Below are 16,601 nucleotides of genomic sequence, written 5' to 3'. Positions count from 1 at the left end.
ATGAGCCGCAAACAGCAACTGCTCAAGCGCCATCGGCGCACTAAACGCATCGGTCTGTTGATTGCGCTGGTGCTGTTGATCGTCATCGGTGTGCTGGTGGCCTGGTGGTTGCCGCTGGTGCTGGCGGTACTGGGCTGGATGGCACACGAAGCCTGGTTTGCCGACCATCTGTTCTACTCGCCGAAAGACGATTATCAGTACAGCTTTCCCCCGTACACGCCACAGCCCAAGGTGCACCTGAGCGGTGAACATTTGCGGCTGGACGAGGGCGTGATGCTGGTCGACGACGCGACGCTGGTGTTGGCCCTGCGGGTAAAAAGCACCTGGCTGGGGCGGTTTATCGATCCGGTGGTCGAGTTGGCGGGGGGCGAAAATCCTGACCGGCAAACCTTCGAGCGGGGCGTGAACGGCCTGCGTTACCTCAATCTCAGTGGTCAGGCCCAGGCGCTGTCCCGTGGTGACCTGCGCTTGCGAGGGCGTTTCTGTCGCGTACTCGGCGAGCCTGTGCTGTGGGCGTTCGAGCATCCGGATTATCGGCGTCAGCGGGTGATGGTCATCGCGCCCCACGCCGATGACGCCGAGCTGGCGGCCTACGGTTTGTACAGCCAGGCCGACGAAACCTGGATCGTCACACTGACTGCCGGTGAAATCGAAGCCGAACACTATCGGCAGATGGGTCTGAACAAGGTCGATGCGGCCCGCTTGAAAGGCCGTCTGCGTACCTGGGACAGCATTGCCGTGCCGCGTTGGGCCGGTGTGCCCGAGGCTCACTGCGTACAGCTGGGTTATTTCTGTCTGCAACTGGCGAGCATGCAGGCCGCGCCAGCCGTGGCGGCGGGGTCGCGGGAAGCCGACCTGAGTGATACCCGACTATTTCGCCAGCTGAATCCGTTCACGCTGCCAGGCGATGCCGATGGCGCGCCGACCTGGAACAATCTGCTGGCGGATCTGCGTGAGTTGCTGCTGCGGGCCCGACCCGAGGTCATCGTCCTGCCGCACCCGACCCTGGATCCGCATCCCGATCATATCTGCGCCCAGGCGGCAGTCCTCGAGGCCTTGCAAGGCCTGGACTGGCAACCGACCACGCTGTTGGGCTACGCCAACCACCTGCACGACAACGACCGTTGGCCGATGGGCGATAGCGGTGACGGCATCGCCTTGCCGCCAGCCTTCGATTCCGTCCAGCCGATGCAGCCTTATTGTCTGCCGATGCCGCTGGAGCAACAGTGGGACAAGGCCATGGCGTTGGGCATGATGCACGACCTGCAGCCGCCGATGCCGTTCAAGCGCCGCTTGCGTCGCTTGATCCAGCGGTTGTTGGCCGGCCGGGTGCCGCCCGCCTATGGCGAGAACGAATTCTTTCGCAAGGCCGTCCGGCGCCACGAGCTTTTGTGGTCCATCAAGCACACACCAGGTAATGTTTCTCAGCGGGGAGAGTTATGAGTCAGCGGTCAAAGGTCCTGCAGCTGCAGCCTGACTACAACGTCAAAGCCCATGATTTCGCCGACCTCGCGGAGCAAATCGTCAAGGCCCTGCCCACCGATCGATATGAAGTGACCGCCGCGTTTCTGCGGGGCAAACCCGGGCCGGGCGAAGCAGTGAGCCGGGCTGATCGTTCGGTGTATTTCGAATTTTCCGACAAGTCCCTCAAGGGCATGCGCCTGAGGGCGATGTGGCAGCTGTACAAGTTCTGCCGCCGGGAAAAATTCGATGTGGTGATCTGCAACCGCTTCAAGCCGGTGAACATGATGCTGGCGCTCAACCGCTGGTTGAAAGTGCCGCTGTGCATCGGCATTTCCCACGGCTTTGGCGAGTACGACCGTTTTTACCGGCGCCGCCAGACCCAGCGCCTGATCGATCGTCACTGGCGCTTCGTCGGCGTGTCGCCAGCGGTGAAACAGTATCTGCTGGATTGTGACTGTGGCTTCACCGACCAGAATACCTATGCCATCACCAATGCCATCGACATCGAGCAGGCCGAAGGTCTGCAGCACAGCCGCGACAAGGCCCGTGAAATGCTCGGCATCGATCCGTCGGTACGGCTGATCGGTGCACTGGGGCGGCTGGTGCCGGTCAAGGGCCACATCTATTTGCTGCAGGCCTTTGCCGCGCTCAAGGACAAGTACCCGAATACTCAGCTGGCGATCATCGGTGCCGGTCGCGAAGAGTCGCGCCTGGCCGCGGAAATCGACCGCCTCGGCCTCAGCGGTCGTGCCCATTTGCTGGGGTTCAAGGAAATCGCCCTGCAGTACATTCGCGCGTTCGACATCTGGACCATGCCATCCCTGGCCGAAGGCCTCGGGCTGGCGCTGCTAGAAGGCATGAGCGGGCATTTGCCGGTGATTGCCTCGAACGTGCCGGCCATGTTGCCGCTCATCGAGGGGGCCGGTGGCCTGGCGATTACGCCCAAGGATGTGCCGACGCTGCAGGCTGCGCTGGACACCTACCTCGGGCTGTCGGATGACGAACTCAAGGCCAAGGGCGAGCAGGCTTTCCGCTATCTGCAACAACACCATGACATCGAGGAGTTCCGTCGCGAATACCTCAATCTGATCGACTCCGGCCTGGAACAGGCCCGCAAGGAACAGCCATGAACGACGCGCAACCCATCGTCACGGTCATTATCGCGTCGTACAACCACGGCCCCTACATCGAGCAGAGCATTCTCAGCGTCCTCAACCAGACCTATCGAAACATTGAGTTGCTGGTGATCGACGATGGCTCGAAGGACGACAGCGTCGAGCGGATCAAGGCGTTGCAGGCCACCCATGGTTTCGACTTTCGGGTCCAGGAAAACCAGGGGCTGACCAACACCCTCAATGGGGCGATTGCCCGGGCAAAGGGCAGCCTGATCGTGCCGTTCGGTTCGGATGACATCATGTTGCCGGAGCGAATCGCCATCCAGGTCGCACATATGGACGGCAAGCCCGAGGTCGGCATTTGCGCCGGCAACATCGAGCTGATCGATGCCGACGGCAACCTCTACCCGGAGAAGCGCCAGCGCCGGGATGTGCCGTTCCGTCGCCTGGACTTCGATGACATGTTCCTGGAGCGCAAGCCCTATCCTCCGGCCCCCACCCTGATGATCCGGCGCGAAGCACTGGAGAAGGTGGGCGGTTTCGACCCGACCATTCGCCTGGAAGATTTGCTGATCGAGTTGAAGGTGACCCATGCCGGTTACTTCATCGATGGTCTGAACGTGTTGATGGCGCGCTATCGCAAGCACGCCACCAACTCCTACAAGAACCACCGCTTCATGATCGACAGCATCCTGCGCACCTACGCACTCTTCAGCGATCACCCGCTGTACGACGAGGTGCGCTACAAGTTTCTCAATTCCATGTTCCTCAAGACCGCCAACCGTGATCGCAAGCTGGCGCGTGAGTTGCTGGCGCAGATTCCTTTCAAGGCCTGGAACAAGAAAACCTGGCGCGGGTTGGGCCGGATGTATTTCTCACGGCTGGAGAAAGACTGAGCCAGGGGTTGGAAGCTTTGCCCGGCGCGGTCGCGATAGCCGGCCGGTAGGCCGTCATCGCGATCAGCGGGCTGGTTTACGTCATCAGTGAGCCTGGGTCGAAGGGCTCCCGGCCAGCACTTGCCTGTGCAAATTATCCACGTCGGCTTTCGAGGCCACCGCGGCGTATCCCTGCAGCAGCGCTTCGAAGTGGTCCTCGAACAGCCAGCGCCGATCTTCTGCGTAGCGCTGCATGTGGCGCAGATTGCGTCGACGCAGGGAAGGGCTCAGTGATGACGGGTAGATTCGCAGGTCGGCCAGGTCGATCAGGCCGAACTCGCCGTCCTCCAGCACCAGCACATTGCCCAGGTGCAGGGAACGGAAGTAGATCCCTTTCTGATGCAGTTGAGCCATGAACTTGCCGAAGCGCTCCACCAGTGCCTGGCGCACTGCCGGGGCGGTGATGCCTTGCAGGATCTGGCGTAGCGTGTTGCCCGGCAACGGCGAGTAGTGCACCGCGGTGCTGCCGTCTTCGAACCGGTAGAGATCGAGGATTTGCGGGGTCGGGATGCCCAAGCCGCGCAGTTGCATACTGTTGACGGCAAAACGATCGGAATAGGGCGTGAAACTGCCCGAGGTATACCAGCGGCGACGGCGGAACAGCTTGAGAAAGCTGCCGTCGGTCAGGCGCAGGACTTTGGGGCCCAAGCCGTCTTCTTCGATGACTCGGGCATCGGCTGTCAGCTGCTGCAGGGCGCTTGGCGTCGCGGTCTTGATCGGCAAGTCCAGCAGGCGTCTGGCCCGTTGATTGATGCTCAATGCGGCAACCAGCGCCAGGGGGATCCACAGCAGGAACCAGTGCTCCTTGGGGCGCGAGATAATCCCGCCGCCTTCAGTCAGGCCCGCGCCGATACCGAAGGCCAGCCAGGCGGAGGCAATGATGAACAGCGGTTGCACGCGATGGCGCTGGCTACTGATGAGGCCCCATGCAAGGAAGAACAACCATGGCAGCAGGCCGATAATGCCGACGTAGTAGAGCACGCCCAAGGCAAAGCTATGGGGTTCTTGCAGGGAGTAGCCGACGCCCGGGTCCAGGCTCAACTTGGCGTTGTAGCCATGTCCGATCCACGGATGTTCAGCGACCTTGCCCAGGGTCAATTGCCAGAGCTCGATGCGGAAGGAGCTGCCTCTTGCGACGATTTTGTCGGTAAATAGCGCGAAAGTCGCCGTTCCGGCGATGAACATGGAGGCAAGCAAGAGTGCCGAGCGTCGATTCCAGCAGATGAAACACAGCCACAGCGCCGCGATCACCAGTGCAACCAGTGGCGTCCTGGAACCGGTGGCCAGCACGGCGGCGAACATGATCGCCATCGCTGGCAAGCTCAACCAAAGTATCCGGGGGCGCTTGCAGGTCATGCTCAGGCTTAGCCAGTAAGTACAGAAAAAGCCGAAGACGTGGGAGCTGAGCAGTGGATTGTCGAACGCGCCGACACCGATCAGGCGCATTTCCGGTTGGTAGATCAGGCCGAACCTGTACAGGTTGTAGGCAGAGACGATCAGCGCCAGCGTCGCGGCGCAGAACAGCAGGGGCTGAATGATTTCGCTGCGATGGCGCACCAGCAGGTAGCAGCCAACGAACAGCATCAGGGTATGCAGTGACGGTTTGATCTGACCGGCGGGGACGTCATTTTCCGGCCCCCAGTTCAGGCTGAGCAATGCCCACCCCACAAATAGCAGGACTGCAACGACGATCGGTTCGTGCAGCAGCTCCTTGGCGAGCCGCGGTCGCAAGCACAGTGCAATCAGCGCCGGAATGCTGAACAGGCCATAGTAGAGCTTGTGATGCTCACTGCGCCCCGGCAGGAAAAACAGTGCACAAAGCAGCAATAAGTAACCGAGTGGAAGGATCCACAAACAAATTAAATCGAAGATTCTGTTGGGCGTGCTGTTCAAAGCGTTTAATTGCATGCTGAGTAACTTATTCCTGAATTGAGCGACCGTACCAAGGCAGGGGTAGCGGGTGGCTATTTGACGCGCCACAATACACAGACTGTATGCGATTGCCAGAACCCTGGGGAAGCTGTGCTAAAGTCAGCGTCCTTTTCATCGACATTCGCGTGATATGACCGACTCCAGTCTCTGCGCAAGCCCATCGAGCTTGAAAATCTACTTCCGTCTGCTCGGCTATGTCCGGCCGTATATCAGCCTGTTCCTGATCAGCATCGTCGGTTTTCTGATTTTCGCTTCGACGCAGCCAATGCTGGGCTACATCCTCAAGTACTTCGTCGACGGTCTATCCAATCCTGAAGCGGCGCTGTTTCCAACCGTACCCTACCTGCGCGACCTGCAACTGCTGCAGGCGGTGCCGTTGCTGATCATCCTGATCGCCGCATGGCAGGGGCTGGGGTCGTACCTGGGCAACTACTTCCTGGCCAAGGTTTCCCTGGGCCTGGTCCATGACTTGCGGGTCCAGCTGTTCAACAACCTGCTGGTGTTGCCGAACCGGTATTTCGACAAGCATAACTCGGGGCACCTGATTTCACGTATCACCTTCAACGTGACCATGGTCACGGGGGCGGCAACAGATGCGATCAAGGTCGTAATTCGTGAAGGCATGACGGTGGTCTTCCTGTTTGCCTCGCTGTTGTTCATGAATTGGCGCCTGACACTGGTGATGGTCGCTATCCTGCCGCTGATTGCCCTCATGGTGCGCACGGCCAGCAAGAAATTCCGCAAGCAGAGCAAGAAAATCCAGCTGGCCATGGGGGACGTGACGCACGTGGCGTCCGAAACGATCCAGGGCTATCGCGTGGTGCGCAGTTTCGGCGGTGAAAAGTACGAAGAGAAACGCTTCTTCGACGCCAGTCAGGGCAATACCGACAAGCAATTGCGCATGACCCGCACCGGCGCCATCTATACGCCGCTGCTGCAACTGGTGATCTACACCGCCATGGCCGTGCTGATGTTCCTGGTGCTGTTCCTGCGGGGCGATGCGTCCGCCGGCGACATGGTCGCCTACATCACCCTGGCCGGCCTGCTGCCCAAGCCGATTCGCCAGCTGTCCGAAGTCAGCTCGACCATTCAGAAAGGTGTGGCCGGTGCCGAAAGTATCTTCGAGCAACTGGATGTCGAGCCTGAAGTCGATACCGGTACCGTCGAGCGTGATGTCGTCAGCGGCCGCCTGGACGTGCGCAACCTCAGCTTTACCTACCCTGACACCGAGCGTCAGGTGCTCAATGACATCAGCTTCTCGGTCGAGCCCGGGCAAATGGTGGCGCTGGTGGGGCGTTCGGGCAGCGGCAAGTCGACCCTGGCCAACCTGATTCCGCGTTTCTATCACCACGACAAGGGCGAAATCCTCATTGATGGCGTCGAGGTGGAACAGTACAAGCTGTTGAACCTGCGTCGGCATATCGCCCAGGTGACTCAGCACGTGACCCTGTTCAGCGACACGGTGGCCAACAACATCGCTTATGGCGACCTGGCCGGCGCACCGCGTGAGGACATTGAAAAAGCGGCCAAGGATGCCTACGCAATGGACTTCATTGCTCAATTGCCCGAAGGCCTGGACACCCAGGTCGGGGAAAACGGCGTGTTGCTCTCCGGTGGCCAGCGTCAACGCCTGGCGATTGCCCGGGCGCTGTTGAAGAATGCCCCGCTGCTGATTCTCGACGAGGCGACTTCGGCACTCGATACCGAGTCCGAGCGGCATATCCAGGCCGCCCTGGATCAGGTCATGAAAGGTCGCACCACGCTGGTGATCGCTCACCGCTTGTCGACCATCGAGAAGGCCGACCTGATCCTGGTCATGGATCAGGGGAAAATCGTCGAGCGCGGCACCCACGAGCAACTGCTGGCGCAAAACGGCTACTACTCGCGCCTCAACGCGATGGGCCTCGACGCCCCGGCCGAAGACATCGCCTGACCCCGAAAGGGCGAGCCTGGCTCGCCCTTGCGTGCCGGTGCCGTCGCCTGACGGTTCTTTTGCTCAAAAAATGAGCAAAAATACCCGGCAACTCATCCCGTTGCAGCCACCGCACAAGCCGACGCCAACCCTGTGTTAATATCGCGCCCCTGTTCATTCTGTATGTGGGTTGCACCATGAAGTTGTCCATGCCGCGATTCGATCAAGCCCCTGTCTTGGTGGTCGGCGATGTCATGCTCGACCGTTACTGGCATGGTGGTACCTCACGGATTTCCCCTGAGGCGCCGGTGCCGGTGGTCAAGGTCGATCACATCGAGGACCGCCCGGGTGGCGCTGCCAACGTTGCCTTGAACATTGCCGCCCTGGGGGCTCCCGCCTCGCTGGTCGGTGTAACCGGCGACGATGAAGCCGCCAATAGCCTGGTCAACAGCCTCAAGGGCGCTGGCGTGCGGGCTATCTTCCAGCGCATTGCGCACCAGCCGACCATCGTCAAGCTGCGGGTCATGAGTCGTCACCAGCAACTGCTGCGTATCGACTTCGAAGAACCCTTCGCCACCGACGCCCTGGCGCTGGCCGCGCAGGTCGACGAGTTGCTCGAAGGCATCAAGGTGCTGGTGCTGTCCGACTACGGCAAAGGCGCATTGAAAAATCATCAGGCGCTGATCCAGGCCGCCCGGGCCCGCGGCATTCCGGTGCTGGCCGATCCAAAGGGCAAGGATTTTTCGATCTACCGTGGCGCCAGCCTGATCACGCCGAACCTCAACGAATTCGAAACCATCGTCGGTGGTTGCGCCGATGAACACGATCTGGTCAACAAGGGCGCGCAACTGATGCACGACCTGGACCTCGGTGCCTTGCTGGTGACCCGTGGCGAGCACGGCATGACCTTGCTGCGTCCGGATCATCCGGCGCTGCACCTGCCGGCCCGTGCCCGCGAAGTGTTCGACGTGACCGGTGCCGGCGATACAGTGATTTCCACCCTGGCAGCAGCGATTGCCGCGGGTGAAGAGCTGCCTCACGCAGTGGCACTGGCCAACCTGGCGGCCGGTATCGTGGTCGGCAAGCTCGGTACGGCGGCCATCAGTGCACCGGAACTGCGTCGTGCAATCCAGCGTGCGGAGGGTTCCGAGCGCGGTGTGTTGGGTCTTGAGCAGCTGTTGCTGGCGGTCGATGATGCCCGCGCGCATAACGAGCGGATCGTGTTCACCAACGGTTGCTTCGACATCCTGCATGCCGGCCACGTGACCTATCTGGAACAGGCGCGGGCCCAGGGCGATCGCCTGATCGTCGCGATCAACGACGACGCATCGGTCAGCCGCCTGAAAGGGCCGGGCCGTCCGATCAACAGTGTCGACCGGCGCATGGCGGTGCTGGCCGGGTTGGGCGCAGTGGACTGGGTCATCAGCTTCCCGGAAAGCACCCCGGAAAACCTGCTGAGCGCGATCAAGCCGGACGTGCTGGTCAAGGGAGGCGACTACGGGATCGACCAGGTGGTCGGCGCGGACATCGTGACGGCCTACGGCGGTACCGTGAAAGTGCTGGGGCTGGTGGAAAATAGCTCCACCACGGCGATTGTCGAGAAGATCCGCAAGTCCGAATAAGGCTATAAAAGATCGCATCCTCTGTAGGAGCGAGCTTGCTCGCGATGAACTCAGCGGCACCGCATTCAATCAGTCAACACGCGGTATCGTTCACGTCCATCGCGAGCAAGCTCGCTCCTACAGGGGCTGCGATCTTTTGATTTTAAGAGCTGACCTTCTTGCGCGGCACGATTTTCTTCAGCAGCAGCTTGGCCTTCCCGCGCAATCGCGCCAAACCCGAATCCTTCCCCGGCGGGGTCAACCCCTGCTGCCTCACCCAGTCCTTCCAGCGGATTCGTTCATCGCGCACCAGCCAGCCTTCCTGTCGGGCAAAACTCTCGGCCAGGTACAGGCCGCGCGTGCTGGCCGGGTGCAGCTGATCCTTTTTCAGGGTGTAGAGCTCAGCCATCGGGTGGCCGTCCTGCAAGGGCATCAAGTACAGATCGGGGCGCTTGCGGTCGAGACGGGCGACGAGTTGATCGCCTTCCAGCCTTTCATCGACATGGAACAGACTCAGGGACTTGGCTTCCTTGGGAACGTCCAGGCGCAGGTCATAAATCAGTTGCAGCGACGCTGTCGGCAAATGCACGTAAGCCCGCGGACGCTCCATCAACGTCAGGTTGGCGCAACGCACCGGCCGCGCCGAGCCGGACAGTGGCGACAAGCGAAATGGCAGGGCTTCGCGGTAATGCAGGGCGGCCGAGTAGGGGGCCGGCAGCCAGGTGTCATTGAACCGGCCACCGAGCCAGCCCTCCGGGGTTTCCAGCAGGCATTCTTCGGCAATCTCCTGGATCGCCGTGTGCAGGGGAAGGTTCAGTTCGTGGGCCGGCACGTAACCGGAGATCAACTTGAGCACCACGTCGCCACGGTCCTGCCGACGCTGACGCACCAGCACCCAGTAGTCGCGATTCTGCCAATGCAGGGTCAGGCGCACCGAGACCCCGAGATTGGCCAGTTCCAGGGCAAATCGTTCGCTGTCGCCGACCGTGACCGGTCGACGACGTTGCAGGGTCTGGGAGAAATTCAGCGGCCTGCCGACGCTCTGGTAGCTCAGGCCTTCAGGAGTCGCTTCGACGAATAACGGCAGGGTCTTGAAGTTGCTCGGGTTCTTTCTGATGAGCGTGCGCGACATGTCGGCTCCTGCTTAAGGCCGCGTGAGCGGCGTCAGTGGCTACGTAGGACCTGGGCAACGGTCGCGACATTGTGGGCGAGGTGCAGCGGATTGATGGTCCCGACAATAGCACTGGCAACACCCGGATGTTCAAACAGCAACTCGAAACTGGCGCGCACCGGGTCCACGCCCGGACTCAGGCATACGTGACCGCTGGCGAGGGCTTTCTTGACCAGAATGGCTTTGCCGTGTGCAGCAGCATAGTCAATGACGGCCTTCTCGTTTTGTTCGTTCAGATTGTAGGTGACCATCGCGCAGTCGCCTTGCTCCAGCGCTTTCAATCCGCCTTCGACGGTCTTGCCGGAAAACCCGAAGCCGCCAATCTTGCCTTCGGCCTTGAGTTCGGCGAGGGTTTCGTAGACTTCGCAGTCATTGAGGATCGCGAGGTCGTTGCCATCGGAGTGCACCAGCACCAGGTCGATGAAGTCCGTTTCCAAGCGTTGCAGGCTGCGCTCTACCGACATGCGCGTGTGTGCCGCACTGAAGTCATGACGGGACTGGCCGTTGGCAAACTCTTCACCCACCTTGCTGACAATCACCCAATCCTGACGCTGACCGCGCAGCAGCGGGCCGAGGCGTTCTTCGCTGCGACCATAGGCCGGGGCCGTGTCGATCAGGTTGATGCCCAGGTCGCGGGCAAGCTTGAGCAGCATGCGCGCTTCATCGTCATCGGGAATCCGGAAGCCGTTGGGGTATTTCACGCCTTGGTCGCGGCCCAGTTTCACCGTGCCCAGGCCCAGGGGTGAAACCAGCAGGCCGCTGCTGCCCAGCGGGCGATGCAAGTCATGCAGGGTCGGTTGGCTCATGGCAGTAGTTGCTCCCAGGCCGGTACGCCCATCGGCGGCTTTGGCAGTTCAGGCAGCGCTGCCGGGTGGCCTGGCTGGATACCGTCGCGGGTCAGGCTGGCGATGACCCGGTCAGCGAAGTCCGGCGCCAGGGCGAGTTTGGTTGGCCAGCCCACCAGCAGCCGGCCTTCTTCTGCGAGAAACGCATTGTCGGGGCGGGTCAGGCCCGATTGCAGGGGTTCGGCACGATCCACGCGCAGGGTGGCCCACTGTACCGTGCTCAAGTCGATCCACGGCAGCAACTGGCCGAGTTCTTTCTGCGCGGTGGCGATTTGCTCCGCAGGCTCTCGGAGCACGCCTTCGCTTTCGGCGATGTCGCCACCCATGTACCAGACCCATTGACCGTCGGCGGCCGGGTGGGTGGTGACGGTAATGCGCGGTTTGGTGCCGCCGCCCAGGCAATGCGCGTACAGCGGTTTGAGGCTCGGCCCCTTGGCGATGATCATGTGCAGCGGTCGACGCTGCATCGCCGGCTCGCTGAGGCCCAATGCTTCGAGCAGTTGCGCCGTGCCCGAGCCGGCGCTCAAGACGATGCGCTGGGCGCGGATCTCGCGCTCATCGACGATCAGGCCGACCAGCTTGCCACCTTCCAGCAGCGGTTCGATTTTCTGCCCGGCGAGCAAGCCGTCACCGGCAAGGTCGGCGAGGCGCTGGATCAGGCTTGGCACATCGATCACCAGTTCCGCCAGGCGATAGACCTTGCCCTTGAAGCGCTTGTCTTGCAGCGCAGGCGGCAACTGGTCGCCCTTGACCTGATCGACGCGACCGCGCACGGCCTTGCTGGCGAAGAAACTGGTCAGGTTGCCGGCGAGGGTGCCAGGGGACCACAGGTAATGGGCTTCGGAGAGCAGGCGCACACCAGACAGGTCCAGCTCGCCGTCACCGGCCAGGGCTTCACGCCAGCGGCGCGGCATATCGGCGATGGCTTCCGAAGCGCCGGTCAGGGCACCGTGCAATGCGTACTTGGCACCACCGTGGATAATGCCCTGGGACTTCACGGTCTGCCCGCCGCCGAGGCTGGCGCTTTCCACCAGCACGGTCGAAAAACCCTGGCGGCGCAGGCGCGCGTTCAGCCAGAGGCCGGCGACACCAGCGCCGACAATCAGAACGTCGGTGGAAATAACGGATGGCATGCAGCGACCTCTGTGTTCAAGACGAGGGCGCAGTATACAGACTCGAAGATTGGAGGGGCTGATGCCAGTACTCTCGAGCCAACGAGTAACCCTGTGGGAGCGAGCTTGCTCGCGATAGCGGTGGGTCAGTCAACATTGATGTTGAATTCCATGCCGTCATCGCGAGCAAGCTCGCTCCCACAGGGGGTCGCGTTTCGAGTTCTAATGCCCTGCAGTCTTGGAGAACAGCTGGATGACCACAACGCCAAGGACGATAAGCGCCATCCCCAGCATCGCCGGCACGTCCAGCTTCTGCCCGTAGATAAACAGCGCCGCGACGCTGACCATCACGATCCCCATGCCGGCCCATACGGCATACGCCACACCCACGGGAACGCTGCGCACCACCAGGGTCAGCATCCAGAAGGCAATGCCATAGCCGAGGATGACCAGCACCAATGGCAGCGGGGTGCTGAGGCCTTTGACGGCTTTCATCGAAACAGTGGCAATCACTTCGGCGCAGATGGCAATGGCCAGGTAGTAGTAAGCGGTCATGGGTCAATCCTCGTGTGAAGTGTTGCTCTCTGAGGTCGGCATTCTAGTGATTTGCCAGATGCGGTAAAGTCATTACCTATCTGTTCAAGAGATGGGTTGAGCCATGAGCATGCAGTGGAATCTGGAGCAACTGCGGTTGTTTGTCAGCGTAGCGGAGCAGCGTTCGTTTTCGGCAGTGGCGCGGGATCAGCGCAAGGCGCAGTCGGCGGTCAGCAGTGCGATAGCGTTGCTGGAGGATGACCTGGGCGTCAGCCTGTTCGACCGCAGCAGCGGCCGTCAGCCGAAGCTCACTGAAGCCGGTACCGCTTTGCTGGACGAAGCACGGGAAGTGTTGCGTCAGTGTGAACGACTCAATGGCCGGGCATTGGCGATGATGCGCGGTCAGGAGGCACGACTGCGCGTGGCGCAGGATGAGGCGATGCCTTATCAGCCGATCATCGAAAGCTTCGAGGCCCTGGCGGAAAAATTCCCCAGCCTTGAAGTGCAGCTGACCAGCGCCGCTCAGGGCGATGTCGCGCGCAAGCTGGTGGAGCGGCGCGCCGATCTGGGGTTGCTGTTCTTTCACGATCAGATTCCCGAGGCGCTTGAGCGTCGTGTGCTGGGCAGCGTGGAAATGGTCACGGTGTGCGGCAAGGACCATCCGTTGGCGGGCAAAGGCACGGTGGACGGCCAGCAGTTGGCGCAGCATCGGCAGTTGCTGATGTCCACGGAGTCGAGCATTTATCCCGGCAGTGATCCCGCCAGTCCGCAAGTCTGGCGCGCCGACAGTTTCTATGTGATGGCCGAATGGCTGGTGCGCGGCCTCGGCTGGGCGTGGTTGCCGCGCCACGTGGTGCAATACCCGACCTATCAGAACCAGATGGTCGAACTGGTCAGCGAATGGACCCCGCCGGCCCTGGTGGTGGAGCTGGTATGGCGCCGGGACGAGCCGCTTGGTCCGGCCGCGCGCTGGCTCGCCGAACGTTTTGCCGTGCACTTGCAGACGATTGGCGAAAAAAGCCGATAAACTCCGCCGCCATGAATAGAACTCTCTACACCGCGCTGTTTTATCTGGGGCTGCCACTGGTAGCGATTCGGCTTTGGCTGCGCGCGCGCAAGGCGCCGGCGTATGCCAGGCGCATCGGCGAGCGCTTCTCCTACGGGATGCCGGCGATGAAACCGGGCGGCATCTGGGTGCATGCCGTGTCGGTGGGCGAAAGCATTGCTGCTGCGCCGATGATCCGCGCCTTGCTGGCGCGTTACCCGGACCTGCCGATCACCGTGACCTGCATGACGCCGACCGGTTCGGAACGCATCCTGGCCCTGTTTGCCAATGAGCCGCGCATCCAGCACTGCTATCTGCCGTACGATTTACCGTGCGCCGCCCGGCGCTTCCTCGATCGGGTCCGGCCGAAACTGGCAGTGATCATGGAAACCGAGCTGTGGCCCAACCATATCCATCAATGTGCCAAGCGCGGGATTCCCGTGGCGTTGGCCAATGCGCGACTGTCCGAGCGCTCGGCCAGGGGCTATGGTCGCTTGCGCAATCTGACCCAGCCGATGCTGGCCGAGATGAGCCTGTTCGCGGTGCAGACCGAGGCCGAAGCCCAGCGCTTCCGTGATCTGGGCGCGCGGACGGAAACCGTCGAGGTCACCGGGTCGATCAAGTTCGACCTGACCATCGACCCGCAACTGCTCGAGCGCGCCAGCCAGTTGCGCGGGCAATGGCAGGCGCTGGAGCGACCGGTGTGGATCGCAGCCAGTACCCATGACGGCGAAGACGAGGTCGTGCTGGCGGCTCATCGTCAGTTGCTGGTCAGTCACCCCGATGCGTTGCTGATTCTGGTGCCGCGTCATCCGGAACGCTTCAATTCGGTGTACGGGCTGTGCCAGCAACAAGGGTTTGCCACCGTCCGGCGCTCCAGTGGCGACGCGGTCAGTGCCGATACTTCCGTGTTGCTGGGCGACACCATGGGCGAGTTGCTGTTTCTCTACGCCCTGGCTGACAGTGCTTTCGTCGGCGGCAGCCTGGTGCCGAACGGCGGGCATAACCTGCTGGAGCCGGCGGCCCTCGCCAAACCGGTGCTGAGCGGGCCGCATCTTTTCAACTTCCTCGAAATCGCTGCGCAGTTGCGCAGTGCCGGGGCGTTGCAGGAAGTGGAGGATGCCGAAGGGCTGGCGGTGGCGGTGCAGCGGCTGTTCGAACTGCCCCGTGATGCAGAGCGCATGGCAGAGGCCGGGTTGAAGGTGATGCGCGCCAATCAGGGGGCGTTGCAGCGCTTGCTGGACGGGTTGGGGAGGTTGATCGAGCGGTAGACCGCGCTGCCTTCATTCGCGAGCAAGCCCGCTCCCACACTCGAAACACTGTGGGAGCGGGCTTGCTCGCGAAGCTTTTGCTTTTACTGCTCCGGCCGCGCTTTCAACTGTTCCTCTGCCGCCTTGGCCAGATCCGGTGGCAGGAAATCCTTGTCCGGGTTGTAGTTGGGATTGAGCCAGCGTGCCAGGTTTTGCAGGTCCCCCGGATTCAACGTGCCGGCCTGTTGCTTCAGGCGCAGGTTGTCGAGGATGTAGTCGTAGCGGGTGTTGTTGTAGTCGCGCACCGAGTTGTAGAGCGAGCGCTGCGCATCCAGCACGTCAACGATGTTTCGCGTCCCCACCTGATAGCCGATTTCAGTCGCTTCCACCGCGCTCTGGTTGGAGATGATCGATTGCTTGCGTGCCTGTACCTGCTCGACATCGGTGTTCACCGCGCGGTGCAGGTCGCGGGTGTTTTCCACGATGCTGCGGCGCAGGGCTTCGCGTTGCTGCTCGGTCTGGTCCAGTTGTGCATACGACTGGCGCACCTGGGAGTTGATCAGGCCACCGCTGTAGATCGGGATGTTCAGTTGCAGGCCGACGGTGGTTTGATCGACGTCGCCACCGTACGCCTGGGGCAGGTTGTTCGGGTTGCTGAAGCCCAGTGCATCGTTGTCGCCTTTCTCGTACTTGGCGATCGCGTCAACCGTCGGCAAGTGCCCGGACTTGCGTTGCTTGAGGGTTTGCTCGGCGGCGCTGACGGCATAGTTGCTGGCCAACAGATTGAGATTCTGCCTGCCCGCGGTTTCGACCCAGGCCTTGGCGTCGTTCGGTACTGGCGGCAGGATCGGCAGGTTATGGCTGATGCCCCAGATCGAGTTGTACTGACGGTTGGTCAGGGTGATCAATGCTTCAAAGGCGTCGTCCACCTGACGCTGCGCAACGATGCGGTTGGCGCGTGCGGTGTCGTAGCTGGCCTGCGAGTTCAATACGTCGGTCTTGTCCGAGAGGCCGACATCGAAACGCTCGTTGGATTGATCGAGCTGGCGTTTGAACGCCGCTTCTTCGGCCTTGGTCGAGGCCAGGTTGTCCTGGGTGCGCAGCACGTTGAAATAGCTGTCGGCGGTTTGCAGGATCAGGTTCTGCTCGGTCGCCGAGAGTTGCAGGGCGGCTTGTTCGTTGACTTCCTTGGCGGCCTGGAACTGGAACCAGCGATCAGCCCGGAACAGCGGCTGCGCCAAAGTGGCCTGGTAGGAATGAGCATCGCGGTTGGTCGTGCCCGAAGGTTGATCGAGCGAGGTCCGCACCTCGGAAACATTGGCGCCGCCCGAGAGGTTCGGCAGCAGCCCGGCGCGGGCCTGGGGCACGACTTCCTTCTGCGCGCCGTATTGGGCGATGGCAGCCGCCAGATCGGCGTTGTTGTTGACGGCTTCCTGATAAACGCTGACAAGGTCCGTCTTGTTCGATAAGGGCGCATCTGCTGCCCAGGCCAATCCGTTGGACGCACAAGACACGGCAAGGGCCAGTGAGAGTTTGCGCAGCATAGACGATCCCTAGAATTGATATTACAGAGGTAATTTGAGCGCCAAGGCTAAGGCTCTGCTTCGACAGCGTCAATGCGCGGCTCAGCGTAGCGAGTGTAGTTGCGCATTGGGGTGGCAACAATCCTGATACTGCGTGTTATT

Annotated in this window: 13 protein-coding genes; 7 read left to right on the top strand and 6 right to left on the bottom strand. The window is 61.5% G+C overall.

Translation table 11 applies throughout. From position 1 onward, the window contains the following. Genes AC3WN7_RS02385 through AC3WN7_RS02375 form a run of 3 tightly spaced genes read left to right on the top strand, consistent with a single transcriptional unit; the run spans position 1 to position 3,475 of the window. Positions 1-1,443 (top strand): PIG-L deacetylase family protein, encoded by a 1,443-nt coding sequence (locus tag AC3WN7_RS02385; RefSeq protein WP_102673227.1) that lies wholly within the window; start codon positions 1-3, stop codon positions 1,441-1,443. Beyond that, positions 1,440-2,594 carry a glycosyltransferase family 4 protein gene (locus tag AC3WN7_RS02380; protein ID WP_102673176.1) on the top strand — a complete coding sequence of 385 codons (1,155 nt, stop codon included), beginning with the start codon at positions 1,440-1,442 and terminating at the stop codon, positions 2,592-2,594. Before AC3WN7_RS02385 ends, AC3WN7_RS02380 begins: the two co-directional genes overlap by 4 nt. Then, positions 2,591-3,475, top strand: a complete 885-nt coding sequence (locus AC3WN7_RS02375; RefSeq protein WP_015093197.1) for a glycosyltransferase — start codon at positions 2,591-2,593, stop codon at positions 3,473-3,475. Before AC3WN7_RS02380 ends, AC3WN7_RS02375 begins: the two co-directional genes overlap by 4 nt. Positions 3,476-3,559: 84 nt before the next feature. On the opposite strand, the gene AC3WN7_RS02370 is transcribed toward AC3WN7_RS02375, so the two are convergent. Continuing rightward, positions 3,560-5,422 carry a bifunctional O-antigen ligase/aminoglycoside phosphotransferase family protein gene (locus AC3WN7_RS02370; protein ID WP_102673175.1) on the bottom strand — a complete coding sequence of 621 codons (1,863 nt, stop codon included), beginning with the start codon at positions 5,420-5,422 and terminating at the stop codon, positions 3,560-3,562. A 154-nt stretch (positions 5,423-5,576) separates the two neighbouring features. On the opposite strand from AC3WN7_RS02370, the gene msbA reads away from it, so the two are divergent. Beyond that, positions 5,577-7,379, top strand: a complete 1,803-nt coding sequence (gene msbA / locus AC3WN7_RS02365) for a lipid A export permease/ATP-binding protein MsbA (protein ID WP_095964674.1) — start codon at positions 5,577-5,579, stop codon at positions 7,377-7,379. A gap of 176 nt (positions 7,380-7,555) precedes the next feature. Next, positions 7,556-8,980: a bifunctional D-glycero-beta-D-manno-heptose-7-phosphate kinase/D-glycero-beta-D-manno-heptose 1-phosphate adenylyltransferase HldE gene (hldE, locus tag AC3WN7_RS02360; RefSeq protein WP_102673173.1), complete on the top strand. Its 1,425-nt coding sequence runs from the start codon at positions 7,556-7,558 to the stop codon at positions 8,978-8,980. Between the two features lie 142 nt (positions 8,981-9,122). Here hldE and AC3WN7_RS02355 read toward each other — a convergent pair whose 3' ends face one another. The 4 genes from AC3WN7_RS02355 to AC3WN7_RS02340 all read right to left on the bottom strand — a co-directional run bounded on the left by AC3WN7_RS02355 (position 9,123) and on the right by AC3WN7_RS02340 (position 12,642). Further along, a complete protein-coding gene (locus tag AC3WN7_RS02355; protein ID WP_007977441.1) occupies positions 9,123-10,091 on the bottom strand; it encodes a hypothetical protein in 969 nt (322 codons plus the stop codon). 32 nt (positions 10,092-10,123) lie between these two features. After that, positions 10,124-10,936 carry an aldo/keto reductase gene (locus AC3WN7_RS02350; protein ID WP_095964675.1) on the bottom strand — a complete coding sequence of 271 codons (813 nt, stop codon included), beginning with the start codon at positions 10,934-10,936 and terminating at the stop codon, positions 10,124-10,126. Continuing rightward, positions 10,933-12,108 (bottom strand): NAD(P)/FAD-dependent oxidoreductase, encoded by a 1,176-nt coding sequence (locus tag AC3WN7_RS02345; protein WP_102673172.1) that lies wholly within the window; start codon positions 12,106-12,108, stop codon positions 10,933-10,935. The genes AC3WN7_RS02350 and AC3WN7_RS02345 overlap by 4 nt, the downstream gene beginning before the upstream one ends. 201 nt (positions 12,109-12,309) lie before the next feature. Then, on the bottom strand, positions 12,310-12,642 hold the full coding sequence (locus tag AC3WN7_RS02340) for a DMT family transporter (RefSeq protein ID WP_007977444.1): 333 nt from the start codon (positions 12,640-12,642) through the stop codon (positions 12,310-12,312). Between the two features lie 103 nt (positions 12,643-12,745). On the opposite strand from AC3WN7_RS02340, the gene AC3WN7_RS02335 reads away from it, so the two are divergent. Continuing rightward, positions 12,746-13,648, top strand: coding sequence for a LysR family transcriptional regulator (locus AC3WN7_RS02335; protein WP_015093203.1), 903 nt, complete (start codon positions 12,746-12,748; stop codon positions 13,646-13,648). Between the two features lie 11 nt (positions 13,649-13,659). Then, positions 13,660-14,937: a lipid IV(A) 3-deoxy-D-manno-octulosonic acid transferase gene (gene waaA, locus AC3WN7_RS02330; protein WP_095964677.1), complete on the top strand. Its 1,278-nt coding sequence runs from the start codon at positions 13,660-13,662 to the stop codon at positions 14,935-14,937. A gap of 83 nt (positions 14,938-15,020) precedes the next feature. Here the strand turns inward: waaA and AC3WN7_RS02325 are convergent, their stop codons facing one another. After that, positions 15,021-16,460 carry a TolC family outer membrane protein gene (locus AC3WN7_RS02325; protein WP_095964678.1) on the bottom strand — a complete coding sequence of 480 codons (1,440 nt, stop codon included), beginning with the start codon at positions 16,458-16,460 and terminating at the stop codon, positions 15,021-15,023. Between the last annotated feature and the right edge of the window lie 141 nt (positions 16,461-16,601).

This window comes from Pseudomonas sp. FW305-70 (genome assembly GCF_058783925.1).
This window is presented reverse-complemented; position numbering and strand designations above follow the sequence as displayed.

Bases quoted from the DNA above. Each gene is read 5' to 3' on its own strand.
- hldE (WP_102673173.1), top strand. From the start codon at position 7,556: ATGAAGTTGTCCATGCCGCGATTCGATCAAGCCCCTGTCTTGGTGGTC.
- waaA (WP_095964677.1), top strand. From the start codon at position 13,660: ATGAATAGAACTCTCTACACCGCGCTGTTTTATCTGGGGCTGCCACTG.
- AC3WN7_RS02345 (WP_102673172.1), bottom strand. From the start codon at position 12,108: ATGCCATCCGTTATTTCCACCGACGTTCTGATTGTCGGCGCTGGTGTC.
- AC3WN7_RS02355 (WP_007977441.1), bottom strand. From the start codon at position 10,091: ATGTCGCGCACGCTCATCAGAAAGAACCCGAGCAACTTCAAGACCCTG.
- AC3WN7_RS02335 (WP_015093203.1), top strand. From the start codon at position 12,746: ATGAGCATGCAGTGGAATCTGGAGCAACTGCGGTTGTTTGTCAGCGTA.
- AC3WN7_RS02380 (WP_102673176.1), top strand. From the start codon at position 1,440: ATGAGTCAGCGGTCAAAGGTCCTGCAGCTGCAGCCTGACTACAACGTC.
- AC3WN7_RS02340 (WP_007977444.1), bottom strand. From the start codon at position 12,642: ATGACCGCTTACTACTACCTGGCCATTGCCATCTGCGCCGAAGTGATT.
- msbA (WP_095964674.1), top strand. From the start codon at position 5,577: ATGACCGACTCCAGTCTCTGCGCAAGCCCATCGAGCTTGAAAATCTAC.
- AC3WN7_RS02325 (WP_095964678.1), bottom strand. From the start codon at position 16,460: ATGCTGCGCAAACTCTCACTGGCCCTTGCCGTGTCTTGTGCGTCCAAC.
- AC3WN7_RS02350 (WP_095964675.1), bottom strand. From the start codon at position 10,936: ATGAGCCAACCGACCCTGCATGACTTGCATCGCCCGCTGGGCAGCAGC.
- AC3WN7_RS02385 (WP_102673227.1), top strand. From the start codon at position 1: ATGAGCCGCAAACAGCAACTGCTCAAGCGCCATCGGCGCACTAAACGC.
- AC3WN7_RS02375 (WP_015093197.1), top strand. From the start codon at position 2,591: ATGAACGACGCGCAACCCATCGTCACGGTCATTATCGCGTCGTACAAC.
- AC3WN7_RS02370 (WP_102673175.1), bottom strand. From the start codon at position 5,422: ATGCAATTAAACGCTTTGAACAGCACGCCCAACAGAATCTTCGATTTA.